At 71.3% G+C, this 20084-nt stretch carries 16 protein-coding genes and 2 pseudogenes; 10 read left to right on the plus strand and 8 right to left on the minus strand.

The genetic code is table 11. The features are described from left to right. Positions 1–10: 10 nt before the first annotated feature. Genes ACFO0C_RS35525 through ACFO0C_RS35535 form a run of 3 tightly spaced genes read right to left on the minus strand, consistent with a single transcriptional unit; the run spans position 11 to position 2416 of the window. A complete protein-coding gene (locus tag ACFO0C_RS35525; protein ID WP_378071157.1) occupies positions 11–646 on the minus strand; it encodes an acetyltransferase in 636 nt (211 codons plus the stop codon). Continuing rightward, complete coding sequence (locus tag ACFO0C_RS35530) at positions 639–1280, minus strand: sugar transferase (protein ID WP_378071158.1); 642 nt, start codon at positions 1278–1280, stop codon at positions 639–641. Before ACFO0C_RS35530 ends, ACFO0C_RS35525 begins: the two co-directional genes overlap by 8 nt. Further along, positions 1277–2416: a DegT/DnrJ/EryC1/StrS family aminotransferase gene (locus ACFO0C_RS35535; protein WP_378071159.1), complete on the minus strand. Its 1140-nt coding sequence runs from the start codon at positions 2414–2416 to the stop codon at positions 1277–1279. Before ACFO0C_RS35535 ends, ACFO0C_RS35530 begins: the two co-directional genes overlap by 4 nt. Positions 2417–2516: 100 nt before the next feature. On the opposite strand from ACFO0C_RS35535, the gene ACFO0C_RS35540 reads away from it, so the two are divergent. Further along, positions 2517–4004: a glycoside hydrolase family 43 protein gene (locus tag ACFO0C_RS35540; protein ID WP_378071160.1), complete on the plus strand. Its 1488-nt coding sequence runs from the start codon at positions 2517–2519 to the stop codon at positions 4002–4004. Here the strand turns inward: ACFO0C_RS35540 and ACFO0C_RS35545 are convergent. After that, positions 4001–4414 (minus strand): VOC family protein, encoded by a 414-nt coding sequence (locus ACFO0C_RS35545; RefSeq protein ID WP_378071161.1) that lies wholly within the window; start codon positions 4412–4414, stop codon positions 4001–4003. The genes ACFO0C_RS35540 and ACFO0C_RS35545 overlap by 4 nt on opposite strands. Before the next feature lie 32 nt (positions 4415–4446). Between ACFO0C_RS35545 and pepN the strand changes: the two genes are divergently transcribed. Then, entirely contained in the window at positions 4447–6810 is a 2364-nt protein-coding gene (gene pepN, locus ACFO0C_RS35550; protein WP_378071162.1) for an aminopeptidase N, read from the plus strand. A gap of 1 nt (position 6811) precedes the next feature. Here pepN and ACFO0C_RS35555 read toward each other — a convergent pair whose 3' ends face one another. From ACFO0C_RS35555 to ACFO0C_RS35565, 3 genes are read right to left on the minus strand one after another with little or no spacing between them, the layout of a single operon-like run. After that, positions 6812–7828, minus strand: coding sequence for a cobalamin B12-binding domain-containing protein (locus ACFO0C_RS35555; RefSeq protein ID WP_378071163.1), 1017 nt, complete (start codon positions 7826–7828; stop codon positions 6812–6814). Then, the gene (locus ACFO0C_RS35560; protein ID WP_378071164.1) at positions 7825–9084 is read right to left on the minus strand and encodes a PP2C family protein-serine/threonine phosphatase; all 1260 of its coding nucleotides are present in this window, start codon (positions 9082–9084) and stop codon (positions 7825–7827) included. The genes ACFO0C_RS35555 and ACFO0C_RS35560 overlap by 4 nt, the downstream gene beginning before the upstream one ends. A 50-nt stretch (positions 9085–9134) precedes the next feature. After that, positions 9135–9899 (minus strand): ATP-binding protein, encoded by a 765-nt coding sequence (locus ACFO0C_RS35565; RefSeq protein ID WP_378071165.1) that lies wholly within the window; start codon positions 9897–9899, stop codon positions 9135–9137. A gap of 178 nt (positions 9900–10077) precedes the next feature. On the opposite strand from ACFO0C_RS35565, the gene ACFO0C_RS35570 reads away from it, so the two are divergent. The 5 genes from ACFO0C_RS35570 (at position 10078) to ACFO0C_RS35590 (ending at position 17943) form a co-directional block, all read left to right on the plus strand. Further along, entirely contained in the window at positions 10078–11442 is a 1365-nt protein-coding gene (locus ACFO0C_RS35570) for a BNR repeat-containing protein (protein WP_378071166.1), read from the plus strand. Between the two features lie 179 nt (positions 11443–11621). Next, a complete protein-coding gene (locus ACFO0C_RS35575) occupies positions 11622–13787 on the plus strand; it encodes a beta-L-arabinofuranosidase domain-containing protein (protein ID WP_378071513.1) in 2166 nt (721 codons plus the stop codon). A 17-nt stretch (positions 13788–13804) separates the two neighbouring features. Then, positions 13805–15163: a glycoside hydrolase family 43 protein gene (locus ACFO0C_RS35580; protein WP_378071167.1), complete on the plus strand. Its 1359-nt coding sequence runs from the start codon at positions 13805–13807 to the stop codon at positions 15161–15163. 120 nt (positions 15164–15283) lie between these two features. Further along, positions 15284–16258 (plus strand): hypothetical protein, encoded by a 975-nt coding sequence (locus ACFO0C_RS35585; RefSeq protein ID WP_378071168.1) that lies wholly within the window; start codon positions 15284–15286, stop codon positions 16256–16258. Next, on the plus strand, positions 16255–17943 hold the full coding sequence (locus ACFO0C_RS35590) for a M16 family metallopeptidase (RefSeq protein ID WP_378071169.1): 1689 nt from the start codon (positions 16255–16257) through the stop codon (positions 17941–17943). Before ACFO0C_RS35585 ends, ACFO0C_RS35590 begins: the two co-directional genes overlap by 4 nt. On the opposite strand, the gene ACFO0C_RS35595 is transcribed toward ACFO0C_RS35590, so the two are convergent. Continuing rightward, the gene (locus tag ACFO0C_RS35595; protein WP_378071170.1) at positions 17940–18704 is read right to left on the minus strand and encodes an SDR family oxidoreductase; all 765 of its coding nucleotides are present in this window, start codon (positions 18702–18704) and stop codon (positions 17940–17942) included. The two genes, ACFO0C_RS35590 and ACFO0C_RS35595, sit on opposite strands and share 4 nt — an antisense overlap. Before the next feature lie 165 nt (positions 18705–18869). Between ACFO0C_RS35595 and ACFO0C_RS35600 the strand changes: the two genes are divergently transcribed. The 3 genes and pseudogenes from ACFO0C_RS35600 to ACFO0C_RS35610 form a co-directional block, all read left to right on the plus strand. Continuing rightward, on the plus strand, positions 18870–19493 hold the full coding sequence (locus ACFO0C_RS35600; RefSeq protein ID WP_378071171.1) for a DUF4360 domain-containing protein: 624 nt from the start codon (positions 18870–18872) through the stop codon (positions 19491–19493). 62 nt (positions 19494–19555) lie between these two features. Beyond that, positions 19556–19852, plus strand: a pseudogene (locus ACFO0C_RS35605) (electron transfer flavoprotein subunit beta/FixA family protein); the annotation flags it as partial. Continuing rightward, positions 19849–20070, plus strand: a pseudogene (locus ACFO0C_RS35610) (electron transfer flavoprotein subunit alpha/FixB family protein); the annotation flags it as partial. The pseudogenes ACFO0C_RS35605 and ACFO0C_RS35610, both read left to right, overlap by 4 nt. Between the last annotated feature and the right edge of the window lie 14 nt (positions 20071–20084).

Below are 20084 nucleotides of genomic sequence, written 5' to 3' on the forward strand. Positions count from 1 at the left end.
GAGCCTTTCCTCACCGGGCGGGGACGCCCTTGACGATCCGGCCGGGTCCGATGTCGTGGACCACGCAGGCGCCCGCGCCGATCGTCGAGCCGTCACCGACCGACCGGCCCTGCAGGATCGCCGCGTTCGTGCCGACCAGCACCTCCCGCCCGAGCACGCAGTTGCCGGAGACCGCCGCTAGCGGGTTGACCTGCACACAGTCGGCCAGCACCGAGTCGTGGCCGACGGTCGCGTTCTGGTTGAGGTGCACGTGCCGGCCCAGCGTGACGTTCGTGGTGATCCGGGCCCCGGGGAACAGCACGACCCCGCCGGCCACGTGGTTGTCCAGGCCCACGGTCGCCGACGGGTGCACCAGCGTGGCCGCCGGCCGGCCCAGCGGGTCCAGGCGGGCGGCGACGGCGGCCCGGATCCGCGGGTCACCGATGCCGATCACGAACGACGCGTCCAGTTCGCCCAGCAGGTCGTTGGGACCCAGCCAGGCCACGCCGAGCCGGTCGAGGGCGCGCAGGTTCGGCCCGGCCGGCGCGTCGTCGAGGAAGCCCAGCACCTTCCACGGGTCGCCGCCGGCGGCGTTGACCGCCGCGAGGATCCCGAGGATCTCGCGGCCGTGGCCCCCGCACCCGACGACGACGATCGGCTCAGGCACCCCCGGCCTCCACACCGTCGAGCCGTGCCGAGCCGGTGAACAGCGGCATCGTCGCCGAACCGGGTGCGGCGATCCCGGCCCGCCGCAGCAGCACCAGGACGGTCCGGGCACAGATCCGCAGGTTCAGCGCCAGCGACCGGTGGTCGACGTACCAGACGTCGAGTGCCAGGCGATCCTCCCAGCCGACCAGGTTCCGCCCGCTCACCTGGGCCAGACCGGTGACTCCCGGCCGTACCAGATGACGCCGTGCCTGTTCCGGGGTGTAGAGGTCGAGGTAGTGCATCAGCAACGGGCGCGGCCCGACCAGGCTCATGTCGCCGCGCAGCACGTTCCACAGCGTCGGCAGCTCGTCGAGGCTCGAAGCCCGCAGTGCCCGGCCCAGGCCGGTGAGCCGGTCGGCGTCGGTCACCAGCCCGCGGGACTCGTCCACGTCCCGCATCGTGCGGAACTTGACCAGCGTGAACGGCCGCCCGTGCAGACCCGGCCGCGCCTGCCGGAACAGCACCGGCCGTCCCAGGCGGGCGGCGACGACCGCGGCGACCCCGGCCATCACCGGTGCGGTGGCGACCAGCACCCCGCCCGCGACGACGACGTCGATCGCCCGCTGCACGACGTCGGTGGCGTTCCTCCTCACAGGAACTCCGCTATCGCGTCGTGGACCCGGCGGACGTCGCGGTCACCGAGAGCCGAACCGCTGGGCAGGACCAGGCCGTCGGCGAACAGGTTGTCGGCGGCTCCGGTGATGACCGCGCGGGCGCCGGCGAACACCGGCTGCCGGTGCATCGGCTTGAAGACCGGCCGGGTCTCGATCGTCCGGGCCTGCAGGTGGGCGGCCAGGTCACGGGCCCGCCAGCCGGTCCGTTCCGGGTCGACGACGACGACCGTCAGCCAGGCGTTCGAGGCCGGGTCGTCGCCCAGCAGCCGCACCCCGTCGACCGGGCCGAACAGCTCGGCGTATCCGGCGCGCACCGCCCGGCGGCGCCCGATCATCGCGTCCAGCCGGCACAGCTGGGCCCGGCCCAGCGCCGCGAGCACGTTGCTCAGCCGGTAGTTGTAGCCGACCTCGGCGTGCTCGTAGTGCTCCGCCGGCAGCCGCGCCTGACCGGCCAGATAGCGTGCCCGGTCGGCCAGCCCGGTGTCCGCGGTGACCAGCATGCCGCCGCCCGAGGTGGTCATGATCTTGTTGCCGTTGAACGAGAACGCCGCCGCCCGCCCGAAGGATCCGGCCGGCCGGCCCGCGTGCGCGGCGCCCAGCGACTCCGCGGCGTCCTCGACGACCGGGACACCGTGCCGTTCGCAGAGCGGGAGGATCCGGCCGTAGTCGGCGCACGACCCGTACAGGTCGACGGTCACCACCGCACGCACCCGGGCGCCCTCGGCGTCCAGGTCGGCCAGCAGGCCCGCCAGCACGGCGGGGTCGAGATTGCCGGTCGCCGGATCGCAGTCGGCGAAGACCGGTGTCGCGCCGGTGTACGTCACGGCGCCGGCGGTGGCCGCGAACGTCAGCGTCGGCACGACCACGACGTCACCGGGGCCCGCGCCGACCCCCTCCAGGGCCAGGTGCAGGGCGGCGGTGCCCGAGTTCACCGCGACCGCGTGCGGCACACCGGCCCGCCGGGCGATCTCCCGTTCGAACAGGTCGAGATCGGGTCCGGCCGGTGCCACCCAGCCCGAGCGCAGCGCCGCCTGGACGTACTCCTCCTCCAGATCACCGATGTCCGGAGCGGAGAGCAGAACCGCCCGCTCCTGCCTGGTGCCGGTCAACGACATGCCCGTACTCCTTCGTACGCCCGTCGTCTCTGTTCGGCATGGACGGGCCATCACTGAGCCGGACATGGTTGAATCGTTTTTCGTCGATGGGGAGGACCGCATGACCTTCACCAACCCGGTGATCGCCGGGATGCACCCGGACCCCAGCGTCTGCCGCGTCGGTGACGACTACTACCTGGCCTGCTCCAGCTTCGAGTACTTTCCGGGCGTCCCGGTCTTCCACAGCCGTGACCTGGTCCACTGGCGGCAGATCGGCAACGCCCTCGACCGGCCCGGCCAGCTCGTCCTGCCGCCCGCCACCCCGTCGTCCGGCGGCGTCTACGCGCCGACGCTGCGTCACCACGACGGCCGGTTCTGGCTGATCACCACGAACGTCGCGCCCGGCGGCGGATCCTTCATCGTCACCGCCGACGATCCGGCCGGACCCTGGTCGGACCCGGTCGAGGTGCCCGGCATCGGCATCGACCCCGACCTGGCGTGGGACTCCGACGGCAACTGCTGGTGCACCTACGCCGAGATCGGCCAGATCCGCCTCGACCCGGCGACCGGCAAGACCCTCGACGGCCCGTTCCGGCTGTGGTCCGGCGGCCCGCGCGCGCAGGCGCCGGAGGCCCCGCACCTCTACCGCATCGGTGCGTACTGGTATCTGCTGATCGCCGAGGGCGGCACCGAGCGCGGCCACGCCGTCTCGATCGCCCGTTCCACCTCGCCGAACGGCCCGTTCGAGCCGTGCCCGGCCAACCCGGTCCTCACCCACCGCGGCACCAACCGGCCGATCCAGAACACCGGCCACGCCGATCTCGTCCAGGGCCCCGACGACTCCTGGTGGATGGTCCTGCTCGGCGTCCGTCCCGGCGGCGGCACCCCCGGCTGGCACGTCCTGGGCCGGGAGACGTTCCTGGTCCCGGTGACCTGGGTGGACGGCTGGCCGGTCCCCGGCGACCTCGAACCGTCGATGACCGTGCCGTGGCCGCTGTCGCCCCCGCCGCCCGCCGAGCCCCGCGACGACTTCGACGTCCCCGGCCTGCATCCGCGCTGGATCTCGGTGCGATCCCGGCCGGCCGCGAGCTGGTCCACCACCGACCGCCCCGGGTGGCTCACCCTGCACGCCCGCGGTCCCTCCCTCGACCAGCCCGGCATCACCTTCGTCGGCCGTCGCCAGCAGGACCTCTCCTGCCGGGTACGGACACTCGCCGACACCACCGACGGCAGAGGAGGCCTGGCGATCCGCCTCGACGAATGTCACCACTACGCCCTGGAGGCCGGTGACGGCCTGGTCCGTGTCACCGCCCGCATCGGCTCGATCCGGCACACCGTCACCACCCGCCCGATCCCCGCCGGCCCGGTCCGTCTGCGCGCCGACATCATCGCCGCCACCACCAACTGGTACCCGAGTCAGGGCCCGGACGAGCTGCACCTGGGCATCGAGTCGGCCGACGGCGACTTCCTGACCCTGGCCCAGCTGGACGGCCGCTACCTGTCGACGGAGGTGGCGGGCGGCTTCACCGGCCGGGTGATCGGCATGTTCACCACAGCCGGCACGGTCCGCTTCGACTGGTTCGACTACGAGCCCTTGCCCGACGCCTAGGCTGACCAACAGCTGGGCTCCGCACTCCCGCCGCTTCGCGTACGTGGACTGTCCCGTGCCGCGATGATCACCCGGTTGCCGTCGGGGTCGGCGACCGTCGCCATCCGCTCGCCCCACGGCTGGTCCTCGGGTTCCCGCAGCACCTCGGCCCCACCGGCCCGCAGCCGTGCGACGCCCGCGTCGCAGTCGGCGGCGTAGACCCACAGGGTGATCCGGTCGTTGACGAGCGTCCCCGGCTCGTCCTGCTGGCCGATTCCGAGGTGGGACCGGCCCAGGTCGAGGGCCACGTAGACCGGGTCGCCCTCGGGCGGGAACCGGTAGGTCACCTCACCGCCGAGCAGATCACGCCAGAAACGCAGGGACCGTGCCAGGTCCGTCGTCGTCAGGATCGGGAACATCTCGTCGAACATCGTTTCCTCCCTCGGCGAGCGATAATGTCCGGGTGTCGCTGACCCTCGACGAAGCCCGTGCCCGTGCCGCCGCGCTGTCCGAGATCTCCTACGATCTCGCACTCGATGTCACCTCTCCGGAGGATTTCCGGAGTCGCGCCGTCATCCGGTTCACCACCACCGGCGGTGGCACCTTCCTCGAGCTGCACCGGGCCGGGAGCCTCGACGTGACCGTCGACGGGGAGACCGTCACACCGGCCTACGACGGCAGGCGCATCCCGCTCGACGATCTGGCCCCCGGCAAGCACGAGGTCGTCGTCGACGCCCGCCTGCGTTACGTGACCGACGGCGAGGGCCTGCACACCTTCACCGACCCGGCCGACGGCGAGCGCTATGTCGGCGGCTATCTGGGGCTGGACATCACCCAGCGGCTGTTCGCCTGTTTCGACCAGCTCGACCTGAAGGCCCCGATCACCCTGTCGGTGGAGGCCGACCCGGCGTGGACGGTCCTGGCCAACGGCCTGCCCACCGGCCACAACACGTTCGCGCCGACCCCGCCGATCGCCTGTGACCTGTTCGTCGTGGCGGCCGGCCCGTTCCATTCGGTGCGGTGGGAGCACGCCGGCGTCCCGATGGGCTGGCATGCCCGCCGGTCGCTGGCCGCCGCCCTCGATCGTGACGCCGCCGAGCTGCGCCGGATCACCGAGGTCTGCTTCGACCACTTCGCCCGCATCTTCGACGAGCCGTTCCCGTTCGACTCCTACGATCAGGCGTTCGTCCCGGAGCTCAACTGGGGTGCCCAGGAGAACCCGGGCTGTGTCACGTTCAACGAGTTGATGCTGCCCCGCGAGCGGGTCACCGACGACGACCGCCGGCGCCGGGCCATGGTGATCGCCCACGAGATGTCGCACATGTGGTTCGGTGACCTGGTGTCCCCGCGCTGGTGGGAGGACGCCTGGCTGAACGAGTCGTTCGCCGACTACATGGGTTTCGAGGTGGCCGAGACCGCGGCCGGTTATGCGGGCACCCGGGTGTCCTTCGAGGCGGTGCACAAGCCCGGCGCCTATGACGCCGACCGGCGCCGGTCGACCCATCCGGTGGCGCCGTCGAGCGAGGAGGTGCCCGACGTCGCGACCGCCACGACCATCTTCGACCACATCTCGTACGGCAAGGGCAACGCCGCCGTCCGCCAGCTGGTGACCTGGCTGGGCGAGGAGGACTTCCTGACCGGCGTCAATGCGCATCTGACCCGGCACCGGTTCGGCAACGCCACCCTGGAGGACCTGTTGTCGGCGCTGGACGCGGCCTCGCCACGTGATGTCCGCGGGTGGGCGGAGGTGTGGTTGCGCCGGTCGGGTCACGACACGATCCGGGTCACCCGCCGTGACGATGTTCCGGTGCTGACGCGTGACGGGGTCCGGCCGCACCGGTTCACCGTCACGGCGTACACCCCGGATCTGGAACCGGCCGGCTCGCGCCTGATCGACCTCGGTGACGAGCCGCTGGTCCTGGCGGAGTGGGCCGGCCTGATCGTGGTGCCGAACGCGGGCGGTGAGACCTTCGCCCGCATCGACCTCGACCCGCTGTCGCGTGACGCGCTGACGGGGGGCCTGACGGCGGTGCCGGACACGCTGGCCCGGGCCGTGCTGTGGCCGGTGCTGCTGGATGCCGACCCGCTGCGGCTGCTGGCCCGCCAGCTGCCGCGTGAGCCGTCGCCGACGCTGATGGCCGCGGCGCTCACCCGCGTCCGAGACCATCTGATCCGCCGTGTTCTGCCGGCCGCCGAGGTGCCGGCCGCGCTCGACGTGATCGCCACCGCCTGCGCCGCTACCGGGGAGGAGGACGAGCAGCGCGCGATCGTCCTTGCCCGCGGTCTGGCCTGGTCGACGGCCGACAGCGGGTTGCTGCGCCGCTGGCTGGCGGCCGGCGCGACCGACCACGGCCTGTCCCTGGACCCGGATCTGCGCTGGTCGCTGGTGCGGCGGCTGGCCGAGCTGGGCGGTGTCGAGGCGGCGGAGATCGAGGCGGAGCGGCGGCGGGACGGCACCGACGGCGGTGTCCTCGGCGCGGTCGAGGCGCTGGCCGCCCGTCCGGCGGCCGAGGCGAAGGCGGCGGCGTGGGCGGCCATGACCGACGATCCGGATATCTCGGTCCGCCGGTTCCGGGCGCTGGCCGCCGGCCTCTGGTCGCCGTCGCAGCGGGAGTTCGTCGCGCCCTACATTCCGGCCTATGTCGCCGCCGCACCCTCTCTGGCCCGGCGTGGTTCGGCGTTCGCCGCCGAGGTGGGCCGGGCGTTCCCGGCGCTCGCCCTGACAGATCAGGAGCACGATGTGGTACGAGCGGCGCTGCGCGACGACGTGCCGACCGTCCTGCGCCGCCACTGGGACGACGAGCTGGACGACCGTACCGGCGGCTGACCTACCGGTGTGCCGGGATGGCGGCGCGGCCGGCCGCGAGTATCCGTGCGGTGCGCGCCCGGCCGCCCAGGGTCTCCTGGAGGTGGTCGACGACGAGTCCGACGCCGGCCGGCGGCACGTGGCGGACGGCCAGGATGTCGGTCGTCCACCGCAGGAACCGGGCGAACAGCGTCTCGTCGTCGATGTAGACGGCTGATGCCAGGAACGACGTCAGGTGGTGGAGGTCGTCGACGGTCGCCTGCCGCTGCGAGGCGGTGTAGCCGCGCATCGGCGGGAACCGCTGTTCCAGGGCGGTCAGGCATCCGGCGACGAGTTCCGCGGTGTCGGCGAGCAGCCGCGAGTACTCGTCGTCGGCGAGGTGGTCGAGCCCGTCACCGGACTCCTCGGCCGGCGGCCATTTCTCCAGGACGCCGGCGGCCTCGACGGCGTCGGCGGCCCACGCGTCGGCGCCGAGGCGGAGCGCCCACCGGTCCGTGTCGCCGAAGCCGCGGCCGCCGGCCAGGACCGGCACTCCCGCCTGCCGGGCCGCCAGTACCGCCCGGCGGGCCGACGGCAGACGGACCGGCAGCGAGATGCTGATCAGCACCGCGGCGGGTTCGTGCTGCTGGAGGTAGGCGGTCAGGTGCGCGGCCGGGACGCTGGCGCCGAGGAAACTCACCGGGTAGCCCCGCAGCCGGAGACACTCGGCGAGCAGCCGGGACGGCAGGGTGTGCCATTCGCCGTCGGCGCAGGCGATCACGAGTCTCTCCGGGCGCCACGGCGACCGGTCCCGCTCGCCGCAGACGGTGGTGATCCGTTCGCAGATGTGGCTCGCCACGTGCTCGTCGGCGACCGAGAGCCGGTTGAGGGCCCACAGTTCGCCGATGCTCGCCTGGACCGGCGCGATCAGGCGCAGCAGCACCTCCTCCGGGAGGGTGCCGGTGGCCATCAGGTCCCGGGCCAGCCCGATCGCGCCCGCTTCGTCACCGGCCAGGAGACAGCCCATCAGGGCCGGGAACTCGGGGTGGGTCCGGGTCATCGTGATCCTCCTGACGGGGGAGTGGCCGGTTGCGCTCGCAGGACGAGAACCGCGATGTCGTCGTGGTCGGGTTCGGCCAGCCAGTCGCCGACGCGTTGCTCGATCCGCTCGGCGACCACGGCGGCCGGTGCTCCGGCGTAGTCGCTGAGCAGTGTGGCCAGCCGGTCCCGGCCGAACATCGCCCCGGCCGGCCCGCGGGCCTCGGTCACCCCGTCGGTGTAGATGACGCACGTCTCGCCCGGTGCGAGCCGGACGACGGTCTCGGTGAACCGGCCCTCCGGGGCGGCGCCGAGCATCATGCCGCCGAGCCGCACCGCCTCGACCTGCCCGGAACGGCGGGCCACCAGCGGGGGCAGGTGGCCACCGGACGCCAGGCGCAGCAGCACGCTCCCGCCGGGTGCCGCGTGGACGGTGCCGACGACGATCGTGGCGAACTGGGTCGCCGCCGGGCCGTTCAGTTCGATGGAGGCGTCGTTGAGCCCGGCGAGCATGTCCAGCGGCTGCCCGGTGACGCGGTGCAGGATGCGCAGGGACTGCCGGAGCCGTCCGCCGGCCACCGCCGCGTCGACGCCTTTGCCGCACACATCACCGACGACGCACATGGCGCCGCCTTCGGTGAGTGGTTCCACGTGCAGGATGTCGCCGCTGATGTACATCGCCTCGAGTGACGGCCGGTAGGCGGCGGCGAGGTCGAGGCCGTCGACGGCGGGCAGCGGGGCCGGCCGCAGGGCCGCGCGCAGTGCGTCGGCGACCGTCACCTGGTCCCGGTAGAGCAGGGCGGCGGTCAGGGCACGTCCGACCGGCTGACCGTACTGGGCGGCCAGGTGCAGGTCGGCGTCGTCGAGGTCCGGCTCGCCGGGCTCCCGCAGCAGGACCAGGGCACCGGCCCGGAGCTGGTCGCACGGCAGCCGGACGACCGCACCGTGCCCGTGATGTCTCGTGCCGCCGGGCAGCACCCGGTCGTCCGAGGACAGTGGCCGTACGCAGGGGCTGTCGGCGTCGGCGAGGACCGCCCGGATCCAGTCCGGGAGGTCGCCCGGCGCGGTGTCCTCGAACCGGACCGGCATCCGTGCCGGCCCGTCGGCCGCGGTGTGGCCGTCGCGGGTCCACCAGCGTATCCGCTGTGGACCGATCGTCAGGACGAGCGCCGCGACCGTTCCCAGCACCGGCACCGGCAGGCACACCGCGGCGCGGGCGTTGCGATCGAGGTGGAGTGACTGCCCGAGAACCCGGTAGGCGGCCAGGAGGAAGTCCATCCGCCAGGGATCCTGGATGCTGTCCGGTGGGTCCACGGTGCCGGCCCGGTCTACTCGTCGTGCGCGGACAGCGCGTAGGTCAGCAGCACCGTCGTGCCGCCGGGCCCGGTCTCGATGTCGACCCGTTCGCACACCTTGCGGGCCAGCCACAGGCCGGAGGAGCCGATCCGGCCGGGCCGGGGGCGGGGCCGCACCACCCGGCGGCGGGGTATGCCGGGGCCCTGGTCGGTCACCCGGATCCGCAGCCGGTCGCCGCACCGTGCCACGTGGATGTCGCCGTGACCACCGCCGTGGACTATCACGTTGGCCATGATCTCGGTCGCTGCGAGCAGCAGTTTGTACTGGTCGAAGCCGGAGAGGCCGCAGCTGGTGGCGTAGCTCGCCAGGCGGTCCCGGATGGCCTTGATGCGCTGCAGGTCGAACGGCTCGTGCAGGACCTCGACGGCGGTGGTCCCGGGGCCCGGCGGTGTCGTCGTGGCCGTGCCATCGCCGCCGTCGGCCGGTGGCAGGCCCAGGAGCGCGCTCACCCCGACCATGTGCAGGTGCTGGAGGATCTCGGGTCGGGCACCCCGGACCCGGAGGTCGGCACGCGACCGGACGGTCAGCCGCCGCAGCAGGATGAGCAGCGCGACGCCGGACGAGTCCAGGGAGGTCACCTCGTGCAGGTCGATCTCCACCCGGGTGCTGGTCTCGGCCTTGAGGGCCCGCTCGACCTGCGGCACCACCTCCTCGTGCCGGGCCAGGAACACCGTCCCGGGCAGTACGACCCGTACCGTCCCGTCATCGCCGGTCTCGACCCGTACCGGTCCGCCCACACCGACCGCCTCCTCAGCGTGCCCCCGTGCACCTCCACGGTCACGCGGTCCGGCGGCCCCGAAGGGACAGTGAGTGCGACGCCCTCCGAAGATGCGGTCGCTCATTGACGAGCGTGAAACCGCGGCTTAACGTCTCGGACACCGTTCCGTCCTCCTCGCATCGCCCTGGGCAGGATTCATGAAACGATTCATCCCCCTCGGTCTGGCCGCTCTGGCCACCGTGCTCGTCGCGGTCCCCGCCGCGGCCGCCGCCCCGACCGTCGTGCAGACCTCGACCACCGTCCTGACCACCAGCGGCCGGACCGCCCTCACCTACACCGGTTACATGAACGGCGAGTCGTTCCAGCAGGACGGCATCGTCACGTTCAACGGCTGGCAGTACTCCGCCTTCTGGGACCAGAGCGGCTACGTCAACCTGTCACGCCGCCAGCTGCCGTCGGGAGTCTGGTCCCACCTGCGCCTGACCGACTACGTCACGAGCTCGACCGACTCGCACAACACGATCAGCATCGGGATCGCCCCGTCCGACGGCACGATCCACCTGGCGTTCGACACGCACTCGTCGCAGTTCCGCTACCGGAAGTCGATCGCCGGACTGGCTTCCTCGCCCGGGAGCGCGGTCTGGTCCACGAGCAGTTTCGGTACGGTCCAGACGAAACTCACCAGCACGAGCATGGACGTCGTCACCTATCCGCAGTTCTTCGCGCACCCCGACGGCACCCTGCAACTGGCGATCCGTACCGGCTACAGCGGCACCGGCGACGAGGTCCTCTACGAGTACCGGGCGGGTGCATGGTCGTACCTCGGGGAGTTCATCGACGGCACCACGGCCGGCAACAACGCCTACCTGTTCGGCATCGAGTACGACAACTTCGACCCGGCCGCGCCGTTGCTGCACGTCACGTGGACGGTCCGGGAGACCTCGAACGCCAGCACCAACCACGACATCTTCTACGCGTACAGCAAGGACAAGGGCCGCACCTGGCGCAACAACGCCGGCACGGTGATCGCCACCACCGGCAGCACCCCGCTGGCCTCCGGTGCCGCGGGCCTGAAGGTGTGGGGGATCGGCCAGAACCGGGGACTGATCAACCAGGAGTCCCAGGTCGTCGACGCGGCCGGGACCGTCCACGTCCTCGCCTCGCACCTGCCGGCGTCGGCCGCCGACAACAGCGACTTCACCGCCGCCCGGGAGGCCGCCGTCCTGGTGCACTACTGGCGGGACAAGGCGAGCAAGGTGTGGCGCCAGACGTACACGCCGTTCCTGGAGCGCTCGGCCCGCGGTGACATCGCCGTCGACACCAGGGACAACCTCTATGTGGTCAGTGGCGACTCCAGCACCCGCAAGCTGCACATCCAGACCGCGTCGAAGGCTTCCGGCTGGACCGACTGGGTGATCCGCTACACGTCGCCGGCGATCTACTACTCCGACCCGCTGATCGACCACCAGCGTCTCAAGTCATCGAACACGCTGAGTTTCTTCGCCCCGCGCCACGGCGGTAGCCAGATCGACGTCCAGGACTGGACGGTGAGCGGCGGATAGAACGATCACATGCATGGGCAGCGGGTGTTTTCGGGAGCCTTGACACATCTTTTGTTATCGATAACATGTGGCGCGTAACACACGTGTAACCTCCCCTTCCCCCACTGAGGAGAGTCGTGCTCCCTCTCACCCGCCGCAGTCTCCTCGGTGCCGCCGCCGGCGGCGCCGCCCTCTCCGTCATGCCCGGTCTCCCGGCAGCCGCCGCCGAGACCGGGGTGTCGGCCTACCAGTTCTCCCTCGGCCAGGTGAGGCTCACCGCCGGCCGGCTCATGGACAACCAGAACCGCACGATGACCTACCTGCGCATGGTCGACGTGGACCGGCTGCTCTACGTCTTCCGCGCCAACCACGGCCTGTCCACCGGCGGCGCCGCGGCCAACGGCGGCTGGGACGCGCCCGACTTCCCGTTCCGCAGCCACGTGCAGGGGCACTTCCTGACCGCGTGGTCGCAGGCGTGGGCGGTCCTCGGTGACACCGTCTGCCGGGACAAGGCGAACTACATGGTCGCCGAGCTGGCCAAGTGCCAGGCGTCCAACGGGTACCTGTCCGGGTTCCCGGAGGCCGACATCACGGCCGTGCACAACCGCACGCTGACCAACGGCAACGTCCCCTACTACTGCCTGCACAAGACACTCGCCGGGCTGCTCGACGTGTGGCGGTACATCGGCGGCACCCAGGCCCGCGACGTCCTGCTCAAGTTCGCGGCGTGGGTCGACACCCGTACCGCCGCCCTGACGACCGCCCAGATGCAGGCGATGCTGCAGACCGAATTCGGTGGGATGAACGCCGTCCTCACCGACCTCTACCAGCAGACGAACGACACACGCTGGCTGACCGTGGCCCGGCGCTTCGACCATGCGGTCGTCTTCGACCCGCTGGCCGGCAACACCGACAGCCTCAACGGGCTGCACGCCAACACGCAGGTGCCGAAGTGGATCGGCGCGGCCCGCGAGTACAAGGCCACCGGTACCACCCGCTACCGCGACATCGCCCGCAACGCCTGGAACATCACCGTCGGCGCGCACACCTACGCGATCGGCGGCAACAGCCAGGCCGAGCACTTCCGCCCGGCCAACGCGATCGCCGGATACCTCACCAACGACACGTGCGAGCACTGCAACAGCGTCAACATGCTGCGACTGACCAACGAGCTGTACGTGACCGAGCCGGACCGGGCCGCCTACTTCGACTTCTACGAGCAGGCGCTGCTCAACCACGTGCTCGGCGCGCAGAACCCGGCGTCGGCGAACGGGCACGTCACCTACTTCACCCCGCTGCGGCCCGGTGGCCGCCGGGGTGTCGGGCCGGCGTGGGGCGGCGGCACGTGGAGCACCGACTACGGCACCTTCTGGTGCTGCCAGGGCACCGGTGTCGAGGTCAACACGCGGCTCGCCGAGTCGATCTACTTCTACAGCGGCACCACCCTGACGGTGAACCTGTTCGCGCCGTCGGTGCTGTCCTGGACCCAGCGCGGCATCACGGTCACCCAGACCACCACGTTCCCGGAGAGCGACACCAGCACGCTGAAGCTCGCCGGCACGATGAGCGGCTCGTGGAGCATCCGCGTCCGCATCCCGTCCTGGACCAGCGGCGCCACCATCACCGTCAACGGCACGGCGGTCACCACCAGCGCGCCCGGCACCTACACCACGATCACCCGGACGTGGGCGGCGAACGACACGATCGTCGTGCGGCTGCCGATGCGGATCGTGCTGCGGGCCGCCAACGACAACCCCGACCTGCAGGCGATCACGTACGGGCCGGTGGTGCTCGCCGGCAACTACGGCGACACGGCGCTGACCACCCCGCCGACGCTCACCGTGTCGTCGGTCACCCGTACCACCGCGACCGCCAATGGGTCTGCGGTCAACCTGGTGCCGTTCTACGACGCGCACGCGATCAACTACAACGTCTACTGGATGACCGCGCCCACCTACAAGCTGGTCAACAATGCCACCGGCCTGGTCCTCGGGGTCAAGGACATGTCGGTCGCCGACGGCGGCCTCGCCGTGACCTGGGGCGACACCGGCACCCTGGACCACCGCTGGGTCCGGATCACCGACGGCACGGCGGTCCGCTTCCGCAACGTCAACAGCGGCAAGGTCCTCGGTGTGCAGAACATGTCGACCGCCGACAACGCCGTCGTCCTGCAATGGGCCGACAACGGCACCGCCGACCACCGCTGGACCCTGGTCGACCAGGGCAACGGCGTCTACAAGATCCGCAACGTGAACAGCGGCAAACTGCTCGCCGTCCTCAACGGCGGCACGGCGTGGGGTGTCCAGGTGGTCCAGGACGCCGACAACGGCACCGCTGACAACCTCTGGCGTCTCACGGCGATCTGAAAGGTCCCGTCATGTCGATGAGCAGGCGCACCTTCACTCTCCTGCCGGCGCTCGCCGCCGCGGCCACCGCCGCCGGGCAGATCCCCACTCCCGCCTGGGCGGCCAACACCGCCTATGTCTTCGCGTACTTCACCGAGACCCCGAACCAGTCGGGCGCCGACTACGGGCTGCACATCGCGGTCAGCCAGGACGGCCTCAACTGGAAACCCCTCAATCAGAACAACGCGGTGGTACGGCCCACCGCGGGCACCCTGGGTCTGCGTGACCCGTTCCTGCTCCGCAAGCAGGACGGCACCTTCGTGGTGCTGGCCACCGACCTCAACGGCACCGACTTCGGGCAGAACAATCAGTACCTGCACGTCTGGGACTCGGTCGACCTGACGAGCTTCACCGGGTACCGCCGGATCAGGATGCACGATCTGGCCACCCACACCTGGGCGCCGACCGCGTTCTGGGACGCCGCACGCGGCCAGTACGGCATCGTCTACTCCGCCAACAACGGCTCCGACGTGTTCCTGGTCAACTACACCAGCGACTTCCGTACGGTCTCCGCGCCGCAGGTCTACTTCAGCCCCGGCTTCAACGTCCTCGACGGCGACATCGTCGTCGACGGCGGCGTCTACTACTTCTTCTACAAGAACCTCGGCAACGGCCTGATCTACGGCGCCCGGTCCAGCACCGGCGCCCCCAACAGCTACACCACCTACACCAGCGGCCTGCGACAGGGCAGCTCGATGGAGGCGCCGATGCTGGTCAAGAACAACGCCGGCACCGGCTGGTGGCTGTGGGGCGATTCGTTCAGCCCGGTCAACAACGACTACTACCTGTGGAACAGCACCAACGTCGGTGGCAACGCGTGGGCCGTCGCGGACCAGCGCACGTACACCCCGCCGCTGAACGCCAAGCACGGTTCGATCGCCGGGATCACCGCGGCCGAGTACAACGGGCTCGTCTCCCGGTGGGGCCTGCCGGCCTGGGTGCGGCTGAAGTCCTCCAACTTCCCCGACCGGTACGTGCGCCATGCCAACAATGTGGGCCGGATCGACGCGTACCCGTTCGACCCGCACCAGGACCAGCTGTGGAAGATGGTGCCCGGCCTGGCCGACGCGGCCGGCGTGTCGTTCGAGTCGGTCAACCTCCCGGGCCGCTACCTGCGGCACTACAACTACGCGATCCGGCTCGACGCCAGCGACGGGACCGCGGCGTTCCGCGGCGACGCCACGTTCTACCGTGTCCCCGGGCTGGCCGACTCGTCCTGGTCGTCGTTCCGGTCGTACAACTTCCCGGACCGCTACCTGCGCCACTCCAACTACCTGCTCCGCATCGACACGCTGACCAGCGCCACCTACCAGGACGGCACCTTCCGCGTCGTCTGACCCGGCCTCTCGCCGGCCGGTCCGGACGACCCGCGTAGTCGCCCGGACCGGCGGTGGGCTGCGGAACCGCCGGTGTCACGGGCAGACCGGTGATGATCATGTCGGCTACAGTCTGCGGCCATGCCGCCTTCCACTGACGTGGTTCTCGACCTCGTCGCCGCGTACCCGCACATCGGGGTTCTGAAGGCCGCTCTCGCGCGCCGTGACTGGCCCGCCTGCCGTCAGGCGATCGGTGCCGTGCCTCTCGACAGCCGCACCGGGATGATCCGCGTGGCCTCCGGCGACGACGAGAAGCGCGGCGGGAACGACCTGGAGGGGTTCCTGCGCGACGTCCTGCGCCGTGATCCGGACGACGGTGCCGCCGCCGCGCTGCTCGGTGAGCACCTGATCGGCGTCGGCTGGGCGATCCGCACCTCGGCCGCGGCCAAGGACGTCAGCGCGGAGCAGTTCGCGGCGTTCCACGAGTGGCTGGGCCGGGCCGAGGAGGTGCTGATCGAGGGCGCCGCCCGCAACCCGCGCGACCCGGCCGTCTGGACGGTCCGGTTGCTCTCGGCTCGTGGCCTGTCGCTCGGCCTCGCCGAGGCGCGCCGCCGCTACGAGCGGGCGGTCGCCGCGGACCCGCACCACCTGCCGGCCCAGCGCCAGCTGATGCACCAGCTCGCGCCGAAGTGGGGCGGCTCGTGGGAGGAACTGCACACGTTCGCGCGGGACGCGATGCGCGCCGCGCCGGCCGGGGGAGCGCACGGCGTCCTGGTCGCCGAGGGCCACGCCGAGCATCTGCTGACCGTCCTGCGGGAGAAGCGCGACCTGAACGCGGTCGCCGCCTACCTGCACGATCCGGCGATCCGCGACGAGCTGTACGAGGCGGCCCGCCGGTCGATCGGCGATCCCGGGTTCCGCCGCACCTACGGCTGGCTGGAGGCGGCGAGCACCTTCGCGTTCGTGTTCCGCCTGATGGAGGACCGGGCGGCGACCGCCTGGCCGTTACGGCTGCTCGGCGACCTGGGCACCGCCTACCCGTGGACCGCCGTCTTCCGGGACGTCCCGGAGGCGTTCCGGGACGTCCGCGTCTGGGCCCAGGAGAGCGCGGCATGATCGAGCGTTTCGAGATCGACGGCGTTCCGGGCCTGTTCACCCGCACCGACGGTCCCACCCGGGCCGGCCTGGCGTTCCGGGTCGGGTTCGCCGACGAGCCGCTGTCCCGGCACGGCATCACCCACCTCATCGAGCATCTGGCGCTCTTCCCGCTCGGCGTCGCCGACTACCACTACAACGGTGCGACCGGCAACGAGATCACCTACTTCCACACGCAGGGTGGCGACGCCGACGTCGTCGCGTTCCTGCACGGCGTCTGCCGGTCGCTGCACGATCTGCCGCTGCACCGGCTCGCCACCGAGAAGGAGATCCTGCGGACCGAACGGCGTGGGCGCGGCCTGTCCGCCGACGACCTGCTCGACGTCAACCGGCACGGCGCCCGGGACTTCGGCACCCACGGTTACGGTGAGCTGGGCCTGCCGGCGGTCACCCCCGACGGGTTGCGCCGCTGGACGGACTGGTTCTTCACCAGGGGAAACGCGGCGTGGTGGGTGGCCGGCCCGGCGATGCCGCCCGGGTTGCGTCTCTCTCTTCCCGAGGGGGTACGCCGTCCGCCGCCCCGTGCCTCGTCGGTGCTGCCCACGCGTCCCGCCTTCATCACCGGCCCGGCCGGCATGCTCGCCTGGAACGCCGGTGTCCGCCGCCACGCCGCCTCCGCGGTGTTCGCCGTGGTCCTCCAGCGGGCGATGTTCCGCTCGCTGCGCCAGGAGAGCGGCATCTCGTACACCGTCCAGGCCGACTACACGACCCGCGGTGACGGCTCCGCGATCGTCTCCGCCTCCGCCGACGCGCTGCCGGAGAAGAGCGGCGCCGTCCTCGGTGGTTTCGTCGACGTCCTCGCCGCGCTGCGCTATGCCGGCGTCGACCCGGCCGAGGTCGGCACGGTGATCGCCCAGGAGTGCGACCGTCTCGCCGAGGCGGCCCGCCGTGGCGCACTGTTGCCCGACCAGGTGCTCGACCTGCTCTCCGGCCGGCCGGTGCTCGACCTGCCGGACATGATCGCCGAACTCCGCGCGGTCACCCCGGCCCAGGTGCGGGCGATCGCCGCCGAGGCGTGGGCCGACGGCCTGCTGATGGCACCCCAGGGCGTACGGGTGAAGTGGGCCGGTTTCACGAAGGCCCCGTCCACCTCCACCTTCGCGGTCACCGGCGCCGCCCATCCCGCGATCGGCGACCCCGAGATCCGCCTGGTCGTCGGCCAGCAGGGGGTGAGCCTGGTCGCCGGCGAGGACGACCAGCTGACCGTCACGTTCGACCGGTGCGCGGCGCTGCTCGCGTATCCGGACGGCGGCCGCCGCCTGATCGGTCACGACGGCATCTCGGTCCCGGTCGAGCCGACCGTCCTGGAGAACGCCGCCCAGGCCGTCCCCTACATCGACTCCCGGGTCCACCCCGACCTGCGCGTCGACCTGCCGCCGCGCGACCCCGGCGAGATACCGCAGCCGCCGTCGCCCGAGGACGACGACGATGACGAGTGCTGCGACGACGACTGCTGTGACAGCGACTGCTGCGACGGTGACTGCTGCTCGTCCGACGACTGCGCCGGCGAATGCTGCGAGACCTGCTGCGACGACGACTGCTGCCCCAGCGACTGCCGCGACGGCGAGTGCTGCGCCGACGACGGCTGCCCCGGGAGGTGCTGCACCAGCCTGCGCGGAAGGATCCGCCGGATGCGCAACCGCTAGGCGAACCCGCCGTTGCTCATCAGCAGCTGCTTGTTGATCCACTGGCCCTGGGGCGAGCAGAGGAACTCGACCAGGTTCGCGGTGTCCCGTGGGGTGCCGAGCCGTCCCATCGGTGTCGCCTCGACACAGCGGTCACGGACCTCACCGGTCATCCAGCCGGTGTCGACCGGGCCGGGGTTGATGACGTTGGCGGTGACGCCGAGGTGTGCCAGCTCGTGGGCCGCGGCCAGGGTGATCCGGTCGAGGGCGCCCTTGCTCGCCCCGTAGGGCAGGTTGCCCACGGTGTGATCGCTGGTCAGGGCGATGATCCGGCCGGTGCCGTGCGCCCCGCGGAACCGCAGCCCGAACTCGCGGATCAGCAGCCACGTGGCCCGGGCGTTGACCGCGAAGTGCCGGTCGAAGCTCTCCACGGTGGTGTCCAGCAGACCCGAGTCGACCGACTCGGCGTGGCACATCACCAGCGCCGTCACCGGGCCGAGCCGGCGCTCCGCCTCGTCGAGGACGGCCGTCGGCGCCCGCGGGTCGGACAGGTCCGCCTCGATCGCGGCCACCGCGGCGCCGTGCCCGGCCAGCGTCTTGGTGATCACGTCGGTGGCCCCGGCCTCGACACCCCAGATCATCCGCTCGTCGTACGGCGTCCAGTAGGTGAAGGCGACGTCCCACCCGGAGGCGGCCAGGCGCTCGGCGATGCCCGCGCCGATCCCGACCGTCCGGCCCACCCCGGTGACGAGGGCGAGCGGCCGCTGTCGATCAGTGTCCATGCCGTCAACCTATTACCCCCGCCATCCGATCCGGGACTTGCGGGCCATCCGGGTATCCCCCGCACGGCCGAATTGCGGGCGTGACCCCGGCGGGCGATCGGCGCGAACCGTACGTTACGCGTATGGGCCCACCTGGTCACCCACCGTGAGAATCTGAGGGTTGTCATGTTCCATTCCGTCGTCACCGGAACCGCACTCCTGGCATCGCTGGCCGCCACCGCCGCTGTGCCCTCGTCGTCGGTGGTGTCCGCGCCGCCACCCGGCAAGGTCACCGTGAAGGTTGTCTCGGCCAACGGGTCCGGCTGCCCCCGCGGCAGTACCACCGTGTCCGCGTCGCCGGGCAACCGGTCGTTCACGATCACCTACCGCCGGTTCACCGCGGCGTCCGGGCCGGGTGTCGCCGCGATCGGCTTCCGGAAGAACTGCCAGCTGGCCCTGGACGTCTCCGGCCCCCGGGGCTGGACGTGGGCGATCTCCCGCATCGGCAGCAGTGGCTCGGCCGGCCTGCGGCGCGGCGCGTCCGGCATGCAGGTGAGCTCCTTCTACTGGGCCGGCGATCCGCGGACGGTCCGGGTCGAGCACAAGTTCGCCGGTCCGCTCGACGGCCGGTGGGAGCGGAGCCGGAAGATCGCCAAGAAGTCGCTGCGGTACATGCCCTGTGGTCAGCGGCGCTACCTGAACGTCAACCTGGAGCTGCGGGTCACGCCCGGCTCGGCGACCGGCCGGAACTCGCTGACCATGGACTCGACCAGTGGCTCGGTCTTCGAGGTCGTCTGGCGCAAATGCTGACCCGGCGGAGGAGTCGGTCACACTCATTGCGGACGAGAGTCGTCTGAAATACCGTCCGAACGATGAACATCGTCGTACTGGTGAAGCAGGTACCCGACTCCGGTGCCGAGCGCACCCTGAGCCCTGATTTCTCGGTGGACCGGGCCTGGTCGAGCAATGTCATCAACGAGATGGACGAATACGCCATCGAGGAAGCGCTGAAGATCAAAGAGGCGCACGGTGGCGAGGTGACCGTCCTGACCGTCGGTCCGGCGGGCGCGACCGACTCCATCCGTAAGGCCCTCTCCATGGGACCCGACAAGGCCGTCCATGTTCAGGATGATGCCCTGCACGGTTCCTGCGCGGTCGCCACGTCCAAGTCGGGCAGACCGGTAGGACGGTGTCGCCGCAGCTCTACGTGGCGCTCGGCATCTCCGGTGCGATCCAGCACCGGGCCGGCATGCAGACGTCGAAGACGATCGTCGCGGTCAACAAGGACGCCGAGGCCCCGATCTTCGAGCTGGCCGACTTCGGCGTGGTCGGCGACCTCTTCACGGTGGTCCCGCAGGCCGCCGAGGAGATCCGCAAGCGCCGATAGTGCCCGGTGTCGAT

Source organism: Actinoplanes subglobosus, from assembly GCF_042650585.1.
In the GTDB taxonomy this organism is placed as follows: domain Bacteria; phylum Actinomycetota; class Actinomycetes; order Mycobacteriales; family Micromonosporaceae; genus Actinoplanes; species Actinoplanes subglobosus.